General features: G+C 66.8%; 17 protein-coding genes and 4 tRNA genes. 16 read left to right on the top strand and 5 right to left on the bottom strand.

Translation table 11 applies throughout. From position 1 onward, the window contains the following. Positions 1 to 8: 8 nt before the first annotated feature. The 4 genes from IT361_14510 to IT361_14495 are packed head-to-tail and all read right to left on the bottom strand — an operon-like array spanning position 9 to position 4,606. Positions 9 to 1,823 carry a hypothetical protein gene (locus IT361_14510; GenBank protein ID MCC6318887.1) on the bottom strand — a complete coding sequence of 605 codons (1,815 nt, stop codon included), beginning with the start codon at positions 1,821 to 1,823 and terminating at the stop codon, positions 9 to 11. Beyond that, a complete protein-coding gene (locus IT361_14505) occupies positions 1,816 to 2,574 on the bottom strand; it encodes an ABC transporter ATP-binding protein (GenBank protein ID MCC6318886.1) in 759 nt (252 codons plus the stop codon). Before IT361_14505 ends, IT361_14510 begins: the two co-directional genes overlap by 8 nt. After that, on the bottom strand, positions 2,571 to 4,097 hold the full coding sequence (locus IT361_14500; protein ID MCC6318885.1) for a transglutaminase domain-containing protein: 1,527 nt from the start codon (positions 4,095 to 4,097) through the stop codon (positions 2,571 to 2,573). The genes IT361_14505 and IT361_14500 overlap by 4 nt, the downstream gene beginning before the upstream one ends. After that, positions 4,094 to 4,606, bottom strand: a complete 513-nt coding sequence (locus tag IT361_14495; GenBank protein ID MCC6318884.1) for a macro domain-containing protein — start codon at positions 4,604 to 4,606, stop codon at positions 4,094 to 4,096. Before IT361_14495 ends, IT361_14500 begins: the two co-directional genes overlap by 4 nt. 252 nt (positions 4,607 to 4,858) lie before the next feature. On the opposite strand from IT361_14495, the gene uvrA reads away from it, so the two are divergent. From uvrA to IT361_14465, 6 genes are all read left to right on the top strand, one after another. Beyond that, positions 4,859 to 7,729, top strand: coding sequence for an excinuclease ABC subunit UvrA (gene uvrA / locus IT361_14490; protein MCC6318883.1), 2,871 nt, complete (start codon positions 4,859 to 4,861; stop codon positions 7,727 to 7,729). 185 nt (positions 7,730 to 7,914) lie between these two features. After that, the gene (gene sdaAB / locus IT361_14485) at positions 7,915 to 8,589 is read left to right on the top strand and encodes an L-serine ammonia-lyase, iron-sulfur-dependent, subunit beta (protein ID MCC6318882.1); all 675 of its coding nucleotides are present in this window, start codon (positions 7,915 to 7,917) and stop codon (positions 8,587 to 8,589) included. A 3-nt stretch (positions 8,590 to 8,592) separates the two neighbouring features. Then, on the top strand, positions 8,593 to 9,477 hold the full coding sequence (gene sdaAA, locus IT361_14480) for an L-serine ammonia-lyase, iron-sulfur-dependent, subunit alpha (protein MCC6318881.1): 885 nt from the start codon (positions 8,593 to 8,595) through the stop codon (positions 9,475 to 9,477). Between the two features lie 168 nt (positions 9,478 to 9,645). After that, positions 9,646 to 10,050: a hypothetical protein gene (locus tag IT361_14475; protein ID MCC6318880.1), complete on the top strand. Its 405-nt coding sequence runs from the start codon at positions 9,646 to 9,648 to the stop codon at positions 10,048 to 10,050. 4 nt (positions 10,051 to 10,054) lie between these two features. After that, entirely contained in the window at positions 10,055 to 10,837 is a 783-nt protein-coding gene (locus IT361_14470) for a PspA/IM30 family protein (GenBank protein ID MCC6318879.1), read from the top strand. Positions 10,838 to 10,843: 6 nt separating this feature from the next. Next, positions 10,844 to 12,046, top strand: a complete 1,203-nt coding sequence (locus IT361_14465; GenBank protein MCC6318878.1) for an AI-2E family transporter — start codon at positions 10,844 to 10,846, stop codon at positions 12,044 to 12,046. A gap of 201 nt (positions 12,047 to 12,247) precedes the next feature. Here IT361_14465 and IT361_14460 read toward each other — a convergent pair whose 3' ends face one another. Further along, positions 12,248 to 12,745 carry a hypothetical protein gene (locus tag IT361_14460; protein ID MCC6318877.1) on the bottom strand — a complete coding sequence of 166 codons (498 nt, stop codon included), beginning with the start codon at positions 12,743 to 12,745 and terminating at the stop codon, positions 12,248 to 12,250. 107 nt (positions 12,746 to 12,852) lie between these two features. Here IT361_14460 and IT361_14455 point away from each other — a divergent pair, with 107 nt between their 5' ends. The 10 genes from IT361_14455 to IT361_14410 all read left to right on the top strand — a co-directional run bounded on the left by IT361_14455 (position 12,853) and on the right by IT361_14410 (position 17,429). Beyond that, positions 12,853 to 14,322 (top strand): cysteine--tRNA ligase, encoded by a 1,470-nt coding sequence (locus IT361_14455; protein MCC6318876.1) that lies wholly within the window; start codon positions 12,853 to 12,855, stop codon positions 14,320 to 14,322. Between the two features lie 286 nt (positions 14,323 to 14,608). Further along, positions 14,609 to 14,681, top strand: a tRNA-Thr gene (locus IT361_14450). A gap of 52 nt (positions 14,682 to 14,733) precedes the next feature. Next, a tRNA-Tyr gene (locus IT361_14445) sits at positions 14,734 to 14,816 on the top strand. 26 nt (positions 14,817 to 14,842) lie between these two features. After that, positions 14,843 to 14,915 (top strand) — tRNA-Gly (locus tag IT361_14440). A 55-nt stretch (positions 14,916 to 14,970) separates the two neighbouring features. After that, positions 14,971 to 15,043: transfer RNA gene (locus IT361_14435), tRNA-Thr, on the top strand. A 67-nt stretch (positions 15,044 to 15,110) separates the two neighbouring features. Further along, on the top strand, positions 15,111 to 15,263 hold the full coding sequence (rpmG, locus tag IT361_14430; protein ID MCC6318875.1) for a 50S ribosomal protein L33: 153 nt from the start codon (positions 15,111 to 15,113) through the stop codon (positions 15,261 to 15,263). Position 15,264: 1 nt separating this feature from the next. Further along, on the top strand, positions 15,265 to 15,495 hold the full coding sequence (gene secE / locus IT361_14425) for a preprotein translocase subunit SecE (protein MCC6318874.1): 231 nt from the start codon (positions 15,265 to 15,267) through the stop codon (positions 15,493 to 15,495). 2 nt (positions 15,496 to 15,497) lie between these two features. Next, positions 15,498 to 16,058 carry a transcription termination/antitermination factor NusG gene (gene nusG / locus IT361_14420; GenBank protein ID MCC6318873.1) on the top strand — a complete coding sequence of 187 codons (561 nt, stop codon included), beginning with the start codon at positions 15,498 to 15,500 and terminating at the stop codon, positions 16,056 to 16,058. 253 nt (positions 16,059 to 16,311) lie between these two features. After that, entirely contained in the window at positions 16,312 to 16,737 is a 426-nt protein-coding gene (rplK, locus tag IT361_14415; GenBank protein ID MCC6318872.1) for a 50S ribosomal protein L11, read from the top strand. After that, positions 16,737 to 17,429 (top strand): 50S ribosomal protein L1, encoded by a 693-nt coding sequence (locus IT361_14410; GenBank protein ID MCC6318871.1) that lies wholly within the window; start codon positions 16,737 to 16,739, stop codon positions 17,427 to 17,429. Before rplK ends, IT361_14410 begins: the two co-directional genes overlap by 1 nt. Position 17,430 lies beyond the last annotated feature (1 nt).

Here is a 17,430-nt window from a genome sequence, read left to right as displayed (position 1 = left end):
CGTGCCGGCTATCGCTCGATGGACTCCAGCCGCCGCCGCGCGAGCCTGAGCGGAACGAACGTCGCCACCAGGCAGAGCCCGGCGGCCATCGCAAAGCCAAGGATCATCGGCGTGGGATCCGCGACCTCGGCGAAGGCCCGCGCGCTCAGGTAGAGGTACACCGGACGCGCCTCGAGCAGCAGCACGCCCCCGATCAGGCACACCGCGCTCATCATGAACACCAGACCCCCGAACGACGTGGGAATCTGCGCAGCGTTTTCGGTCTCGAAGCGGGGGTACATGGTGCCGAATCCGACCGCCAGACCGGCAATCGCAAAGGTCATGAGCGTGATGGTCGCAATGGACACCGCGAACATGAAGGGACTCACCTGCAGCAACGCGTTGGTCACGCCAACGATCCCAAGGGCGAGCGCCAGGAGGGGAACGGTGCCCACCCAGAACTTTGCCCACAGCAGGTCGCGCATGGCCAGGGGGCTCGACCGCACCAGCCACCAGCTGCGCCCCTCGAGGCTCACACCGGGGAACAGGAACCGCGCGGCGATCGAGGCGAGCACAAACCCGGCCAGCGCCAGGTTGAGGAACGGAATGAGGTTGACGATGAAGAACGTCATACCCTCTCCCGACAGCGGCAGGAACCGGATGTTCACAACGTAGACCACCAGCAGGACGCCGAGCAGGATCAGCTGCGACCACTGCGTCGTGTCGCGGAAGAAGATGCGGATCTCCTTGAACACCAGTTCGCGACGTCGCACGCCGAACGGCCACATCGCCCAGCGCGGTGGCGCCGACGTTGCTTCCTTCACCAGGCGCTGTGCACCCTCCTGCGCCTTGCTGTAGCCACGGGCGTACAACACACCATGCAGTGTGGCGCCGAGCACTACGAACGCGGCGGCGGTCGACCACAGCAGATAGAGCGGGAGCACGTCGTAGTCATAGGTCAGCCATCCCATCACCGAGCGCTGCACCCACTCGCTCGGCAGCAACGGCGACGTCGGTCCACGGAGGATCGCAATGAACTCGACCAGCGATCGAAAGCCTTCCGGACGCGCCAGCTTCTCCGGCCGCAGCAACCGGAACAACACCACCACGCCCGCGCCGGCGATCACGGTGATCACGCTGAGGATGTCCCGCGTACGCCGCGCCGGAAACACGTTCACCAGCAACAGCGTGAGCGCGCTGCCCACGGCCGATGGAATCACCAGGAAGGGCACGAGGGTGCCAACGACGATTGCGATGAACCCCCACCCGCCGTCGTAGACCATGCCGTACGCCACGAAGATCGGAATCGACAGCAGCAGCACCATCCAGCTCGAGTGCAGCGTCGTCTCGAAGAGTTTGGCCGCGTAGAGCCTGAGCCAGTCCACAGGCGCCGAGACGAGCATGTCGAGGTCTCGCGCCAGGAAGAAACTCGACAACGCGGTGATCACGTTCGAGAGCAGCAGGATCGACGAGAAGGCCAGCAGCAGCACACCAAGCAGCTTGCCGGCGAGCAGCGGCCCGATCTCCGGTACACCCTTGAAGTAGGAGAGCACCCGGTGCACGGCGCCGAAGGCGAAGCTCCAGAACACGAGCGCGAGGAGGGACAGGAGCACCCAGCGTGCCCCACGCCCTCGCTCTCCCTGCCGTCGACGAGCGCGCGCGCTCTGCCAGCGAGGCGAGAGCAGGTGCAGGATGGATGCGCCCGCGGCCACCGGAGGCACCACCCGCCCGCCCGACGGCGTGTACCCCGGCTGCGGTCCCACGCGCGACTGCGATCCGGAGAGCATCCGGTGGCGCGCGACGAGGCCGGGGTCGGGACCCACCGGCAGTCCGGCACTACCCATCGAGCACCTCGGCCAGCTCCCGCGCCACGTCGTCACCGGTGAGTCGGAGGAAGATCTCCTCGAGCCCTTCATCACCGCGCTCCGCGTTGGCGCGCAGTTCATCCATCGTGCCCGCGGCCCGGATGTGACCTCGCTGAATGATCGCGATGCGGTCGCACATCGCCTGCGCCACCTCGAGCGTGTGCGTCGACATCATGATCGTGTGGCCGCGCCGCGTGTATTCCCGGAACAGATCCTTCAGCGTGCGCGCCGCCTTCGGATCGAGCCCCACCATGGGCTCGTCGACGACGATCACATCGGGGCGATGCACGAATGCACTCGAGATGATGAGCTTCTGCCGCATCCCGTGGCTGTACGCCTCGACCAGCTCATCTCTCCACTCCGTGAGGTCGAACACCTCGAGCAGTTCCGCGGCGCGGCGCTCGATGGCGTCACCTTCCTGCGCATAGAGTCCGGCCACGAACCGGAGGAACTCGATGCCGGTCAGCTTTTCATAGATGAACGGGCGATCGGGGATGAAGCCGAGCCGCGACTTGGCCGCGATCGGGTCGCGATCGAGGTCGATGCCGCAGATCCGGATACTCCCCGACGTGGGACGCAGGATGCCGGCGACCATGCGCATCGTCGTTGTTTTTCCCGCGCCGTTTGGCCCGAGAAAGCCGAACAGCTCCCCGCGCGGCACGACGAGGTTGAGCGCGTCGACGGCGGTGAAGCTGCCGTATCGCTTCGTGAGGTTCGCGATCTCGATCATGGCTTGTGGGTTGGAGCGGGCCCCGACGCGACGACCCTCAGCGTCGACCGCGAGACGAGTCGGTCGAGTTCCTGGCCCAGGGACACCGCACCGACGACGAGCCGCAAGTGCGAGGCATCCGCGGGGAACTGACCACTGGTCGGATCCACCGGCACCCAGTCCCGACTGACCCAGACTTCGGCCCACGAGTGCGACAGCCAGGCATCGCCGGTGTAGACCACGCCGCGCACCGCGCGCGCAGGGATGCCGGACGCCCGGGCCAGCGCCAGGAAGAGCATCGTGTGGTGGTCCGCATCGCCTGAGGCCGACCGCAGCGTCGTGAGCGCGCTCGGCGGGGTCAACGTCGTCTCGAGTCGAATGGAGTCACTGACCCAACGGGCCAGTCGCTGGGTGACGGCGAGCGGATCGTACGCGCGGCCGCGCAGCCGGCGAGCGGCGCCGGCAATCGGATGCGCCTCGACCTCGATGCCCGGCTCCACCTTGAGCGTGCTCGCGAAGGCCGTGCGATGGTCACGCTGCGGCGGCAGCCAGTACCCGTGCTGCTGCGTGAGGGAGTCGGCGCGCACGATCCGGATGGTGTCCCCCGAGCGCCGCTGCCAGCGCCCGGTGGCGGACAGGTCGCCTAACGGGAGGCCAAGGGCCACGACGGTGAGCGTGCCAACGGGCGGCGTCGCGCGCACCGCCGTCACCGTCTTCATCGGAGCCGTCACCGCGTCGCCGGACGCGCGAACCGTGCTGCGCCAGTTCTCGAATGCCATCTCGTACGACGTGCGCGTCTGCCGCGTCGCCGCATCTTCGCGCAGGGTCACGAGCCGGCCGAGTGCGTCGACCCAGGCGTCGAGTCCGGGCACGCGATCCTCCACCACGCGCCAGGCCGTGAGCGTGTCACGATGCGCCGGAACCCACCGACGCTCCTCTGCGTCGAACGCCGCGCTGTCCACCACCACGAACGTCGACTCCGCCGCCAGCGTCACCGCCAGACGCCGCACGCGCAGCGTGGCAGGATCGAACACATCGAAGGCATGCCGATCTCCCACCGATGGCGAGGGCCCGAGGGCGATCGCCATCGGCACCAGCGCCGGCACGAGCAGTGGTGCAACGAATCGCTCCCGCGTACTGTCGCGGCCCGCGGCACTCTCTCGCACGACGAGCAGCGTGGAGTCGTCGAGCACACGCGCCGTGGCAACCGGTGCGGCGGCGCTCACGGCGATCTCCCGAAGTGCGAGCGCGCGTGTGGCGTGTGTCACCACCTGGCGCACGCGACGCCCCGACGCACGCTCCTCCCGCACATCGTACTCCGTGAACTGCAATCCGTCGGGGATCGTGTCGGTGGTGAACGAGGCAAAGCCCACGTGGCGCGCCTCGGATTCGATCGCGAAGTACGTGGGGCCCGGCGCGACGCGAACCGCGGCCTCGGCAAGCCGCTGCACGGTCGAACGGGATGATTCCCGCTGGGCGAACACGGCGAGACCTGCGCCCCACGCCGCGAGCACCGCAACGGCGGCAATGCCGCGCCCGTTCATAGCGCCTCCCGCCACGCCCACGCGCGCGCTGCACGAAACGCCGCGGCCTCGACCTCGTTCTCCACCACGATCGTGACCTCTCGAGGGAACTCGGCGCTGGCGTGGTCATTCAGTACGCCGACCATTACCTGCGCGGCTTCATCGACGTCGAGGTTGCCCGCCCCAAGGCCGAACGGCGCAAAAGCCACCCGCGCAAGCTTCCAGTCACGAGCCCGCTGCAGGGCGCTCGTCATCGCGCGCTGCACTCCCGTGCGCGATACCGCCTCGTGCTCGGTCATCACCACCGCATGAATCAGGAGCCCCGCCTCGAGCCCACCAGCCGCCGTCACGACGGCAGCACCGATGTCGAGGGGCTCCGTCACGCGCAGCTGTGCAGAAAGCGTCGGACCCGCCGCGCCTTCCAGGCGCCGCTGCAGTGGCGTCGTCGCACGCAGCTCCGCGTTCACCGGCCTGGCGATCGCATCGGCTGCGACAAACGCGAGGTCGTCGATCGCGATATCGAGGCGCACGTTAGGCGCTCGCCGCCCGCAGCATGGCGTGCGCGGCCCGGCACGGTCGACGACGCGCTCCAAGTGACTGATTCACAACGGGTTCGGAAGGGAGTGACCTCGGCGAAAAGACCGCTGGGCGCTCGAAAGGTCACGGGACGACCGCGCGGTTCCCGCGCGGGAGTCTGCGCGAACATTCCGCGCGCGCGTCGCATCGCCCGTCGCATCAGGCCGACTTGAAGCCCGCGCACCCTTCGGCGAAGTTTCGGGTCTATGGCCGAAGACGCCCTCATCATTCGCGGCGCGCGCGAGCACAACCTCCGCAACATCGATGTCCAGATCCCACGCGACCGCCTGACGGTCGTGACCGGGCTCTCAGGGTCCGGCAAGTCGTCCCTCGCATTCGATACCATCTACGCCGAGGGCCAGCGCCGCTACGTGGAGTCGTTGTCCGCGTATGCCCGACAGTTCCTCGGCCTGATGGAGAAGCCCGACGTCGACTCCATCGAGGGGCTTTCCCCCGCCATTTCAATAGAACAGAAGTCCGCGGGGCATAACCCAAGGTCCACGGTGGGCACCGTCACCGAGATCTACGACTACCTGCGGCTGCTCTATGCGCGCGTCGGCACGCCCCATTGCCCGAACTGTGGCCGTGCGGTCGAGCGCCAGTCCGCCGGGCAGATCGCGGACGTGATCCTCACGTGGCCCGAGGGACAACGCATCGAGATCCTCGCGCCCCTCGTCCGCGGTCGAAAGGGAGAGTTCCGGGACCTCTTCGAGGGCGCGCGCAAACAAGGCTTTCTGCGGGCCATGGTCGACGGTCAGCTGGTCGAGCTGGCGAAGCCGCCCGCACTGAATCGTCGGCAGAATCATGACATCAGCATCGTCGTCGATCGCGCCGTCGTGCGGGGCGAAGACCGGGGACGCCTCGTGGACTCGCTGGAGACGGCGCTCAAGCTGGCCGAGGGTCTCGTCGAGGTCGTGCGCCACGGTGGCGAGCAGACCACGCAGCTGTTCTCGGAGAAATTCGGCTGCCCCACTTGCGGCATTTCGCTGCCCGAGCTGGAACCGCGACATTTCTCGTTCAACTCACCGTTCGGTGCCTGCACGTCGTGCAGCGGGCTCGGGACCCGCCGCGTCGTCAGCGAAGACCTGATCCTCGGTGATCCGAGCCTCACGATTCTCGAGGGCGTCGTGCTGCCCTGGGGCGAGCCCGACGGCTACCTCCGCCGCGTGATCCTGCCGGGCTTGGCCAGGCAACTGGGGTTTGACCTCGCCACGCCATGGGCAAAGTTACCAAAAGGCGTAAAGCAGGCGCTGCTCCACGGAGCGGGCGGTACGACGAACAGCGCGTCCACGGGGACGAAGAAGGGCACGAAGCGGGCCCGCGCGACCACGCCGTCCGTGGCGTGGGAGGGTATCCTGGCCCTCATCCAGCGGCGCTACACGGAAACGGACTCCGACGCGATCCGGATGGAGCTGCAGGAGTACATGGTCGAGCGCGTGTGCCCCGCGTGCGGAGGGCAGCGCCTCAAGCCGGAGTCGCTCGCCGTCACCATCGATGGCCGCAGTATCGGCGACCTCACAACCATGTCGATCGCGGAGTCACGCGGCCTCTTCGACGCGATGCCGCTCCGCGCCCCGGGTCGGCCCGGGCTCGACGCCGAGATCGCCGGGCCGATCCTCAAGGAGGTCCGCGAGCGACTGCGGTTCCTTGACGACGTCGGGCTGGACTACCTCACGCTCGGCCGCTCCGCCGAGTCGCTGTCGGGCGGCGAAGCGCAGCGCATCCGGCTCGCGACGCAGATCGGATCCCACCTCGTGGGCGTGCTGTACATCCTCGACGAGCCGTCCATCGGACTGCACCAGCGCGACAACGCGCGGTTGCTCGAGACGCTCAAGCAGCTCCGCGACCTCGGGAACACGGTGATCGTGGTCGAGCACGACGAGGACACGATTCGCGAGGCGGACCACGTGATCGACCTCGGCCCCGGCGCAGGCAAGCACGGTGGCCTGGTGGTGGCCGAAGGTACCGTCGAGCAGGTGATGCGCACACCGTCTTCGCTGACTGGCCAGTATCTGCTGGGAGAGCGAAAGATCCCGGTGCCGGCGACGCGGCGGCCGGTGTCGCCCGATCGCCTGCTTCGCGTGGTTGGAGCGCGTGCACACAACCTTCGCGATCTTACCGTGGAGTTCCCGCTCGGCACCTTCGTGGCGGTCACCGGCGTCTCCGGTTCAGGCAAGTCCACCCTGGTCGAGGACATTCTCCACCGGTCGTTGGCTCGCCACTTCTTCCGTGCGCGCGTCATTCCCGGCGCACACGACCGCCTCCAGGGCCTGGAGCACATCGACAAGGTCATCGACATCGACCAGTCCCCGATCGGTCGCACGCCGCGCTCCAATCCCGCCACGTACACGGGCCTCTTCACGCCGGTGCGCGAGCTGTTCGCCGAACTGCCCGAAGCGAAGATCCGCGGCTACGGGCCCGGCCGCTTCTCGTTCAACGTCAAGGGAGGTCGCTGCGAGTCGTGTCAGGGTGATGGCCTCGTGAAGATCGAGATGCACTTCCTGCCCGACGTCTACATCCCGTGTGATGTCTGCAAGGGACGACGCTACAACCGCGAGACACTCGAAGTGCGCTTTCGCGGCCTGAGCATCGCGGAGGTGCTCGACCTCACCGTGGAGGACGCCCTCGCCTTCTTCGAGAATCAGCCACGGATCGCCCAAAGGCTCCAGACGCTCAATGACGTCGGCCTCGGCTATGTGCACCTCGGGCAGAGCGCCACCACGTTGTCGGGCGGCGAAGCGCAACGGGTGAAGCTTGCGACAGAGCTCTCGAAGCGCGACACCGGCCGCACGCTGTACATCCTGGACGAGCCCACCACAGGACTGCATTTCGAGGACGTGCGCGTCCTGCTCGACGTGCTGCACCGGCTCGTGGATCGCGGCAACACGGTCCTCGTCATCGAACACAACCTCGACGTGATCAAGACCGCTGACTGGATCGTCGACCTTGGTCCCGAGGGCGGTACGCGCGGCGGTTCGGTCGTGGCCGCCGGGACGCCGGAGCAGGTGGTGAAGGTGAAGGGCTCACACACGGGCCAGTACCTCGCACCCCTGCTTCGCAAGCGGAAGAGCGGGTAGCAGATCAGCTGGGTGCGCCTTCCACGCGGCGGACCGCGGATCGGTTGGGTACGCCATCGTCGCGTGGGACCGCGCATCGTGGGGCGTGAGCGCTGCTACATTCCCCGTCTGTCCGTCTCAGTCAACCACACGTCAACGGGTTCTCCCGTCGTCCTCCCGCGCGAGCCTCTCTCACTCGTCCATCCGTGGTTTCTCTTCTCGACATCATCGGTCCCGTCATGGTCGGCCCCTCGTCGTCTCATACGGCGGGTGCCTGTCGGCTCGGGCTGTTGGCACGAGGACTCGTCGGTGGAACGCCCGAGCGTGCGCTGATCGAACTGCACGGGTCGTTCGCGCGAACGGGAGAGGGGCACGGCACGGACAAGGCACTGGCCGGTGGACTCATGGGATTCCGGCCTGACGACGAACGCCTGCGCGACGCGCTCGACATTGCCGAGCGCGAGGGACTGGCGTTCCGGTTCGAGAAGACCAAACTCGGCGAGGAAGGCGAGACGCATCCCAATACCGTGCGCCTCACCGTCGAACGGGGCGAGCGGAGTGCGGTGATGGTGGGGGCGTCGTTAGGCGCCGGCCGCGTGCTCGTCAGTGCCATCGACGACTATCCGGTCGCGGTCTCGGGCAGCTACCACACGATCGTGCTCGTTGCCGAGGACATCCGCGGGTCCATCGCGCGCATCACGGCGATCCTCGCCGAGGACGACGTCAACATCGCCAACCTGCGGCTGTCGAGAAAGCAGCGCGGCGGTGATGCCTTCATGGTCATCGAAGCCGACGAACGACCGGAGGAGCGTGCGATCGACGACATCCTGGCGCTCGACTGGGTGAAGTGGGCGTACCGCCTCGACAAGGTCGCGGCGTAACCGATGTACAAGGCCATCGCTGACGCGATTCGCGATGCGGAAGCTCGCGGGGCCACACTGGCCCAGGTCGCCCTCGAGGCAGAGTCGCGCGACCAGGGACGACCGATCGAGGATATTCGTGCCGCACTCCGGCGTGCGCTCACCGTCATGCGCGGTGCGGTGCAGCAAGGTCTCGTTGGCGACCTCCGTTCCACGTCGGGGCTGGTCGGCGGTGACGCCGCAAAGCTCCGCGAAGGTCCGGAGGGCCCGCTCGCCGGCACGCCCTTCCGCGAGGTGCTCGCGCGCGCGCTCGCCGTCCAGGAAGTGAATGCGGCGATGGGCGTCATCGTGGCTGCACCGACGGCGGGAGGCGCGGGCGTGCTCCCGGCGGTGCTTACCGGGCTCGCCGACGCCAGGGGCGTGGACGATGACCGCGTCGTCGATGCGCTCGCCACGGCGGGCCTCATCGGAGCCGTGGTCGCCGAGCGGGCCTCACTTTCGGGTGCAGAAGGTGGATGCCAGGCCGAAACCGGGGCGGCCGCAGGCATGGCTGCGGGTGCCGCCACCGAAATGCTTGGCGGGTCGCCCACACAGGCCGGTCATGCGGTCGCGCTGGCTCAGCAGGGTACCCTTGGACTCGTCTGCGACCCACTGGGCGGACTCGTCGAGCTGCCCTGCGTCTTCCGCAACGCCACGGGGGCGGCGATTGCGCTCGCGGCCATCGAGATGGCGCTCGCCGGCGTCACGTTCGCCATTCCGGTGGACGAGGTGATCGACGTGATGGGCGAGATCGGCCGATCAATGGATGTTCGCTATCGGGAGACCGCCGGCGGCGGCCTCGCGGCCACACCGACCGGGCGGCGCCTGGCACGAGAGCGACTCGTGCAGATCCGGAAAGCACGGCCCTGACACCAACACGACGGGTAATCGTCGTTCCTGTGGCGGCATGGTATCGCCGGGCGCCGCGCCCTGTATCTTGGGACGTCTCATACGCGGGCACGTGGCGCAACGGCGCGTGACCGGAAACCATGGCCCTCCGGCATGCGTAGGAAGGCCAGGCCCCGACGCAGGATTCTCATGGTAACCAAAGACGACCTCGAGTCCTTTCTGGACCGCCTCTCGAGCCACGGCGCGAGTTACTTCGAAGCCGGCGAGAACACGTACATCGTGCATCCTGGCGGCGCGCTCGACGTGGACATCGTGATCCACTACAACCCGCCCGTGCTCGTGTTGCGCGTGAAGGTCATGAACGTCCCGTCGACCAACGGGAAGGGCGCGAAGCTCAACCAGCGCCTGCTCGAGCTCAACGCGAGCGACCTCGTGCACGGCTCCTACGGCATCAGCGACGGGTCGATCGTGCTCACCGAGGCGCTGGAACTCGCGCACCTCGACTACGAGGAGTTCCTCTCCAGCTACGAAAGCATCACGCTCGCACTCGCGACACACCTGCGCGAGCTCACGACGTACCGCGAGGACGCATAGGCTCATGGGCATCTTCGATCGACTCGCCTCACTCGTCAAGTCGAACATCAACGACCTCATCTCCTCCGCCGAGAACCCGGAGAAGATGCTGAATCAGATCATCGTCGACATGCGTGACCAGCTGGTGAAGGCCAAGCAGCAGGTGGCCGCCGCCATTGCCGACGAGAAGCGCCTGCGCGACCAGGCCGACAACGAGCACAAGCAGGCCCAGGACTGGGAGCAGAAGGCCATGCTCGCGATCCAGCAGGGCCGCGACGATCTCGCCAAGCAGGCGCTCGTCAGGCAGAGCGAACACATTGCGCACTACCAGCAGCTCGAGACCACCTGGCAGTCGCACCAGCTCGAAACCGAAAAGCTCAAGACGGCGCTGCACGACCTCAACGACAAGATCGAGGAGGCCAAGCGCAAGAAGAACCTGCTCCTCGCGCGTCAGCGTCGGGCGCAGGCGCAGCAGCGCATCCAGGAGACCATGTCCGGCCTCTCCGAGAAGTCCGCGTTCGAAGCGTTCGCGCGGATGGAGGAGAAGATCGAGCAGAACGAGCGCATGCTGAAGGCGTCGAACGAGATCGACCAGGAGTTCTCGGGCGACCGACTGCAGCACGACTTCAAGCAGCTCGAGCGCACGGCCGGCGCCGCCAGCGCCGACGCACAACTCCTTGCGCTCAAGCAGAAAATGGGTCTCCTGCCGAGCGGCGCCCCGGCCGAGAAGCGCCAGCTCAACGCCGGCAGCGCACCGGTCGAGGACGTGCACGCCGAGATCGAGGACGCACACGACGAAAAGGCCTAGCGGGGCGTGAGCGATACGTTCGCGACCCTGCCGCGCCAGCGGTTCGCGCCCGCGCTCGCCGCGACGGTCGCGACCGTCCTGCTCCTGTGGCTGCTCGGCCGCACGGCAGACATCTTCCTCCTGCTGTTTGTCGCGATCCTCTTTTCGCTCTACCTCGGCGCGCTGAGCGAGGCCATCACGCGACGGACGCGCCTCCCGGCGTCCGTCGCGTTCTTTGTCGGATTCCTTGGCACCATCGGGGCCGTCATCGGCCTCGTTTTCCTGCTCGTGCCGCCCGTCGTCGAGCAGACGCAGGCCCTCGTGGCCAACCTCCCGCGCTACCGCGATGCCTGGCAGGGCTGGCTCGAGCGCGTGCTCGAGAAGTACCCCGCCCTGCGACAGGTCTACGCGGAAGAATCGGGGAAGCTCGTCGGGACGCTCGTCCAACAGACCGAAGCCGCACTCGGGCAGGTGCTGCCACGCGTCGTTGGGCTCGGCCACGCCGTCGTCAATCTGGTCTCGATTCTCGTGATGGGGATCTTCCTCGCCCTCTACCCCGGCACCTATCGCGAGTGGCTCATCGCGCTGTTTCCGCCGGTGCGGCGCGATCTCGTGCGCGATGTCCTCGGAGACATCGGCACGACCCTCCGCTCATGGCTGGTCGGGCAGCTCCTCGCGATGACCATCCTCGCGATCCTCACCGCCATTGGGCTCTACCTGCTCGAGGTTCCCTATTGGCTCACCTTCGGCGTCTTCACCGGCGCCGTGGCCATCATCCCGTTCTTCGGCACCCTCGTGTCGTCCACGATCCCGGCGTTGTTCGTTCTTGGCGGCGAAGGCGTCTTTGGCCTGAGTCCCGGAGCGCACGCCGTCTTCGTGATGGTACTCGGCTTCGTGATCCACATCGTCGAGGCCAACCTCGTCGTGCCGCTCATCACGCAGAAGCAGGTGGAGATCCCGCCGGTGCTCAGCATCATGGCGGTGCTCATCGTCGGGCGGATGCTCGGGCCCGCCGGCCTCCCGGTGGCGGTGCCGCTCCTGGCGACCGGTATCGTCCTCGTCAGGCGCATCCTCGTCAATCGCATCTACGAGGGGCAAAGCCTGCTGCGCCCGGGGCAGGATCGCGTGCTCGTGCTTCGCGTTCCATCGGCTGATCGCGGCGTCATCGTCACGTCGGATCCGCCCATCGACGTGCTGCGTTTCGTGGAGCCCACCACGCGCTCCGCCTGAGGGCGACGCCGGGCGGGTACCACTGAGCATCGATTACGCGGTGGAGGCCGCAGGATCCCGTCAACAGTCAGGCTCCGGCGTCACGGTACCGCGAGGGACTCGGCAGCATCAACCACGTGCACCTTCCGTTGCGTGCCCTGGGAGCCGCGACACTCAGCATGCACGCAATTGATGGTCGGGCGAAGCGCGCGCATGACTCACTCAGTCGAACACGAACGTGCCGGGAATGAGTGCGATCAGGCCAAAGCGCACGAGTCGTCCCGTGAACGTGATGGCAACGAACGGCACGAGCGGATAGCGCGCGATGCCCGCGGCCACCGTCGTGAGGTGGAAGGGTGGCAGGCCCGCCACGGCGGACGTCGCCAGCACGGCGGCCCCGATCGCCGGGTGCCGCGCGGTAATCGCCTTCGCATCATCGATCACCCGACGGACATGCGGCCGTCGCACGCGCGCCTCCTGCGTACCCAGCCAGAACCAGACCAACTTGCCGGCGACGTGCCCGCAGGTGAACGACACCACCACGGGGCCGATGATGCCTGCAGGCCTGAGCGCGCCGGCGGCGAAGGCCACCAACTCGGCCGCCCCCATCGGAATCACCGCCAGGGCAAACCCGATCCCCAGCGCCCAGGCCACGGCGAGCCATGGCGTGGAGAAGTCGATGGCGTAGCCCAGGAACTGGATCGTCGTTGCGTCGCTCACGGCTGCCTGAAACCGGAAGAACAGCAAGCTCCGGCACTCCCTGCGGCGCCGCCAGACCGGTCACCGGCGAATCGCGCCGCCTTTGACGGCACGGCTATCTTGCCGTCATGACCTTCCGCCTGTACAACACGCTCTCCCGCTCGGTCGAACCCTTTGCGCCCGCCGACGGTGAAACCGTGCGCATGTACACCTGCGGCCCGACGGTGTACGACCCGGCGCACGTCGGGAACTTCCGGACCTTCCTCTTCAACGATCTGATGCGCCGCACCCTGCGGCTCCAGGGGTGGAAGGTCGTCCAGGTCCAGAACCTGACCGACGTCGACGACAAGATCATCAAGCGGGCGAAGGCCACCGGCAAGTCGATCCTCGAGGTCACTGAGCCGATCACCGCCATCTTCCATCAGGATCGACGCTACCTGCGCATCGAGGATGCGGAGGAGTATCCCAAGGCCACGACGCACATCCCGGAAATGATCGCCCTCGTCGAGACCCTGCTCGCCAAAGGCGTCGCGTATCTCGCGGAGGACGGTTCGGTCTACTTCAGCATCGCGCGGTTCCCGGGCTACGGAAAGCTCTCCCGCCTCGACGCGCGTGAGGTGAAGAGCGGCGCCCGCGTCGCGCAGGACGACTACACGAAGGAGCACGCGCAGGACTTTGCGCTCTGGAAGCGGGCAAAGGAGGAGGATGAGACGACGGGGGCTGCCTGGGATGCTCCCTTTGGCCGCGGGCGCCCGGGCTGGCACCTCGAATGCTCGGCGATGGCCATGAAGTACCTCGGCGAAACCCTCGACATCCATGGTGGCGGGATCGACCTCGTATTTCCGCATCATGAGGACGAGATCGCACAGAGCGAAGCGGCGACGGGACAGCCGTTCAGCCGTTTCTGGTGCCACGGGGAGTTTCTGCAAATCGACGGGACGAAAATGTCAAAGCGCCTGGGCAACATCACGACGGTCAAGGATCTCCGCGAGCGCGGGATTTCTGCCGCGGCCCTCAGGCATTTCGTGTACTCGACGCACTACCGGAAGCAGATGAACCTCTCCGGTGAGGGGCTCGAGGGGTCACTGGAGGCGGTCCGCCGAATCGGGGAGTTCGCCCATCGACTGGCGCAGATGCGGGGAGCGACCCCGGACCTTGGCGCCGTGGCGAGGGAGGCCGAGGCCGAGTTCCGGGCCGCGCTCGCAGACGACCTGAACGCGCCCGAGGCGGTTGCAGCCCTGTTCGGGTTCATCCAGAAGGCGAATGCCGAGCTCGACCGGAATGGAGCGGATACGGCGGCGCTGTCCGAGGGTCGCCGGGTTTTCGATCTGATGGACTCGGTGCTCGACCTCCAGCCTCGGGTCGTCCGGCTGGTTGTTGGCCCGGCGTCCATCGAGCCGGACCCCACTACCCTGAGCGACAGCGACGAGGCGGAGCAGGAGGCGCTCCGGTGGGCAGTCGGGCGGGTTCGGGAGCGCCTCGAGGCACGACGGGAGCGCGATTTTGCGCGATCCGACGCGATCCGTGGCGAGGTGGAGCTCCGCGGGTTCGTGGTGAAGGACACCGCGACGGGGACGCAGCTCGAGCGCTGGCGCTAGGGGTCGGCCCCCGACCCCGGTGGCGAGCGCCGCTCAGGGGGTGGGTCATCGGAGGCCGCGGCTCCCGATTGAGCTGGCCGCGACTGCTCAGGGGGCGGGCACCCGAGGCTGCGGCTCCCGATGCAGCGCCGCAGCTGCTCAGGGTCGGGCGACGGAGGCCGCCGCTTCCGATTCAGTCGGGCGACTGCGGCGCGATTGACCGGGCTCTAAGCTGAGGATTCCCAATTGCTTGACACGCATTTCCGCACCGGCTAGCATTCCAAGCTCGCGAAGAACGGGCCTGAGCGCTGACGTAGCTCAATTGGCAGAGCAGCTGATTTGTAATCAGCAGGTTGCGAGTTCGATTCTCGCCGTCAGCTCTGTCGAATGGCAAGGCGTCGGTGCTGCGGCGGCGAGTCGCGAGGGCAAGCAGGTGGGGTACCCAAGTGGCCAACGGGAGCAGACTGTAAATCTGCCGGCTTATGCCTTCGAAGGTTCGAATCCTTCCCCCACCATCGAGTCGTTAGGTCGAGGGGGATGTGCGGGAGTAGCTCAGTTGGTAGAGCGCAAGCCTTCCAAGCTTGATGTCGCGGGTTCGAGCCCCGTCTCCCGCTCTGGTGGCGGCGTGCAGGTGCGGGGTCGGGTGGTGGCAGGGTGCAGGGCAGTGACGCTGACGTAGCTCAGTTGGTAGAGCACACCCTTGGTAAGGGTGAGGTCACCGGTTCAATCCCGGTCGTCAGCTCTGGTTCGTCGGGAAGCCGCGCTTCCCGTCCTGTTGGTTCTCGTGTTTCTCGTGCCTCGGATCCAAGATGCCCCGCGACAAGATCATCCTCGCGTGCAGCGACTGCAAGAATCGCAATTACTTCACCACGAAGAACAAGCGCACGCATCCGGAGCGCGTGGAGTGGAAGAAGTTCTGTCCGCGCTGCAACAAGCACGTCGTCCACAAGGAAACGAAGTAACGTGGCCACCGAAGCTGTCGCCCGCCCGTCCGTCGTCCAGCGCCTCGTCCGGTTCTACAACGAGGTGATGGCTGAGCTGAAGCGCGTTACGTGGCCGGACTGGCCGCAGGTGCGCCAGCTCTCGATCGGCGTCATCGTGCTCTCCCTGTTCATCGGCGCGGTCATCGGATTGATGGACCTGGTCCTGCAGACCGTGCTCGTGCGGTGGATCCCCTCGCTGTTCGGAGGTTGATCGTGGAGGTGCACCGCTGGTACGCCATCCAGACCACGGCGGGCCATGAGAACAAGGTCAAGTCGCTGATCCTTCGGAAGATCGAACAGGATCCGCGGCCGGCCCAGGAGCGACTCATCCGGCAGGCCATGGTGCCCACGCAGGAAGTGGTGGAGATCAAGAACGGCAAGAAGGTTCCGGTGGAGCGCAAGCTGTACCCGGGGTACGTGCTCGTCGAAATGGTGTGGAACCAGGAGTCGTCCCACGTCATCAACAGCATCCAGGGCGTCATCAAGTTCGTGCAGCACGGGCTCGTTAGTCCCACCAAGGAGCCGATGGCGCTGCGGCAGGAGGAAGTGAACCGTCTGCTGGGCATCGTCGACGAAAAGGAAGACGAGGCGCCGCGCGAGGAGATTCCATTCCTCATCGGTCAGGCGGTGGCGATCACCGAGGGACCGTTTACCGACTTCAACGGCACGGTCGAGGAAGTGATCACCGACAAGGGCAAGGTCCGGGTTTCGGTCAGCCTGTTTGGTCGCCCGACGTCGGTGGAGCTCGATTACCTCCAGCTCAAGGGCTACTAGAGCGGGAGCAGACAGGCAGGGAGGGACGGCGCGCGGGGGAGCTGCGGCGCGCCGGAGTCCCGCAGGATCGCGAGCCCTGGCGCTCGCACACGCAGCCACCGGCCTTTGCGCGGGGCAGCCGCTGAGCGGCGAGGAGCGCACCCGTCGGCAACCACGACGACGTTAATCAGACCGTGGGAGAACCAGAGCGCGATGCACCCCTGGACACGCCCCACGCCTGGCGTGCGTCTCGCCATTCGAACAGAAGGAGCCCATGGCAAAGAAGGTCACTGGATTCGTCAAACTCCAGATTCCAGCTGGACGCGCGAATCCGGCCCCTCCGGTAGGCACGGCGCTCGGCCCTCAGGGCATCAACATCATGGCGTTCTGCAAGGAGTTCAACTCCCGCACGCAGGCCCAGGATGGACTGATCCTCCCGGTCGAGATCACCATCTACTCGGACAAGTCGTTCACCTTCATCCTCAAGACGCCGCCTGCGGCGATCCTGATCAAGAAGGAGCTCGGACTCGAAAAGGGGTCGGGTCAGCCCAACCGCGTGAAGGTCGGCTCACTCACGCGTGCGCAGGTCAGGAAGATCGCCGAAGTGAAGATGCCCGACCTCAACTGTGACTCGATCGAATCCGCGATGGCCATGGTGGCCGGCGCGGCCAGGTCGATGGGCGTCGAGGTGAAGGACTGATGCGCACCCACGGAAAGAAGTTCAACGCCGCGGCAAAGAAGCGTGACCCGGTCGCGGCCTTCCAGCCGCGTCAGGCGCTGGAGTTCGTGAAAGGGGCCGCCTTCGCAAAGTTCGACGAGACGGTTGAAGTCGCGGTGCGGCTCGGCGTCGATCCGCGTCATGCCGACCAGATCGTCCGCGGAACCGTCGTCCTCCCGGCCGGGACGGGCAAGACGGTGCGCGTGCTGGTCATCGCCGTCGGTGAGCGCGCCCGTGAGGCGCAGGACGCTGGCGCCGACTTCGTTGGCAACGAGTATCTCGCGAAGATCAAGGAGGGCTGGCTCGACTTCGACGTCATGATCGCGACGCCGGACCAGATGGGTCAGATCGGCCAGCTCGGCCGCGTCCTCGGGCCTCGCGGCCTCATGCCCAACCCCAAGGCCGGGACGGTCACCATGAACGTCGGTCAGGCCGTGCGGGAGTCCAAGGCCGGCAAGATCGAGTTCCGCGTCGACAAGGCCGGCAACGTGCACGCCGCCATCGGCAAGGTGTCGTTTGGCGTCGAAGCCCTGGAGCAGAACTTCACGGCGTTCATGGACCAGATCGTCCGGTCCAAGCCGGCGGCGTCGAAGGGCGTCTATGTCCGCAACGTCTCGGTGTCCAGCACCATGGGCCCCGGCGTCAAGGTGGACACCACCCTGTACCGCGGGTAAC

It is taken from the genome of Gemmatimonadaceae bacterium (genome assembly GCA_020846935.1).
Classification (GTDB): domain Bacteria; phylum Gemmatimonadota; class Gemmatimonadetes; order Gemmatimonadales; family Gemmatimonadaceae; genus RBC101.
This window is presented reverse-complemented; position numbering and strand designations above follow the sequence as displayed.

What these genes read in the sequence shown, in the direction of transcription:
- IT361_14505 (MCC6318886.1), bottom strand. Translation starts at nt 2,574, where the DNA reads ATGATCGAGATCGCGAACCTCACGAAGCGATACGGCAGCTTCACCGCC.
- rpmG (MCC6318875.1), top strand. Translation starts at nt 15,111, where the DNA reads ATGCCCCGCGACAAGATCATCCTCGCGTGCAGCGACTGCAAGAATCGC.
- IT361_14510 (MCC6318887.1), bottom strand. Translation starts at nt 1,823, where the DNA reads ATGGGTAGTGCCGGACTGCCGGTGGGTCCCGACCCCGGCCTCGTCGCG.
- IT361_14410 (MCC6318871.1), top strand. Translation starts at nt 16,737, where the DNA reads ATGCGCACCCACGGAAAGAAGTTCAACGCCGCGGCAAAGAAGCGTGAC.
- IT361_14500 (MCC6318885.1), bottom strand. Translation starts at nt 4,097, where the DNA reads ATGAACGGGCGCGGCATTGCCGCCGTTGCGGTGCTCGCGGCGTGGGGC.
- IT361_14470 (MCC6318879.1), top strand. Translation starts at nt 10,055, where the DNA reads ATGGGCATCTTCGATCGACTCGCCTCACTCGTCAAGTCGAACATCAAC.
- rplK (MCC6318872.1), top strand. Translation starts at nt 16,312, where the DNA reads ATGGCAAAGAAGGTCACTGGATTCGTCAAACTCCAGATTCCAGCTGGA.
- IT361_14475 (MCC6318880.1), top strand. Translation starts at nt 9,646, where the DNA reads ATGGTAACCAAAGACGACCTCGAGTCCTTTCTGGACCGCCTCTCGAGC.
- uvrA (MCC6318883.1), top strand. Translation starts at nt 4,859, where the DNA reads ATGGCCGAAGACGCCCTCATCATTCGCGGCGCGCGCGAGCACAACCTC.
- sdaAA (MCC6318881.1), top strand. Translation starts at nt 8,593, where the DNA reads ATGTACAAGGCCATCGCTGACGCGATTCGCGATGCGGAAGCTCGCGGG.
- IT361_14455 (MCC6318876.1), top strand. Translation starts at nt 12,853, where the DNA reads ATGACCTTCCGCCTGTACAACACGCTCTCCCGCTCGGTCGAACCCTTT.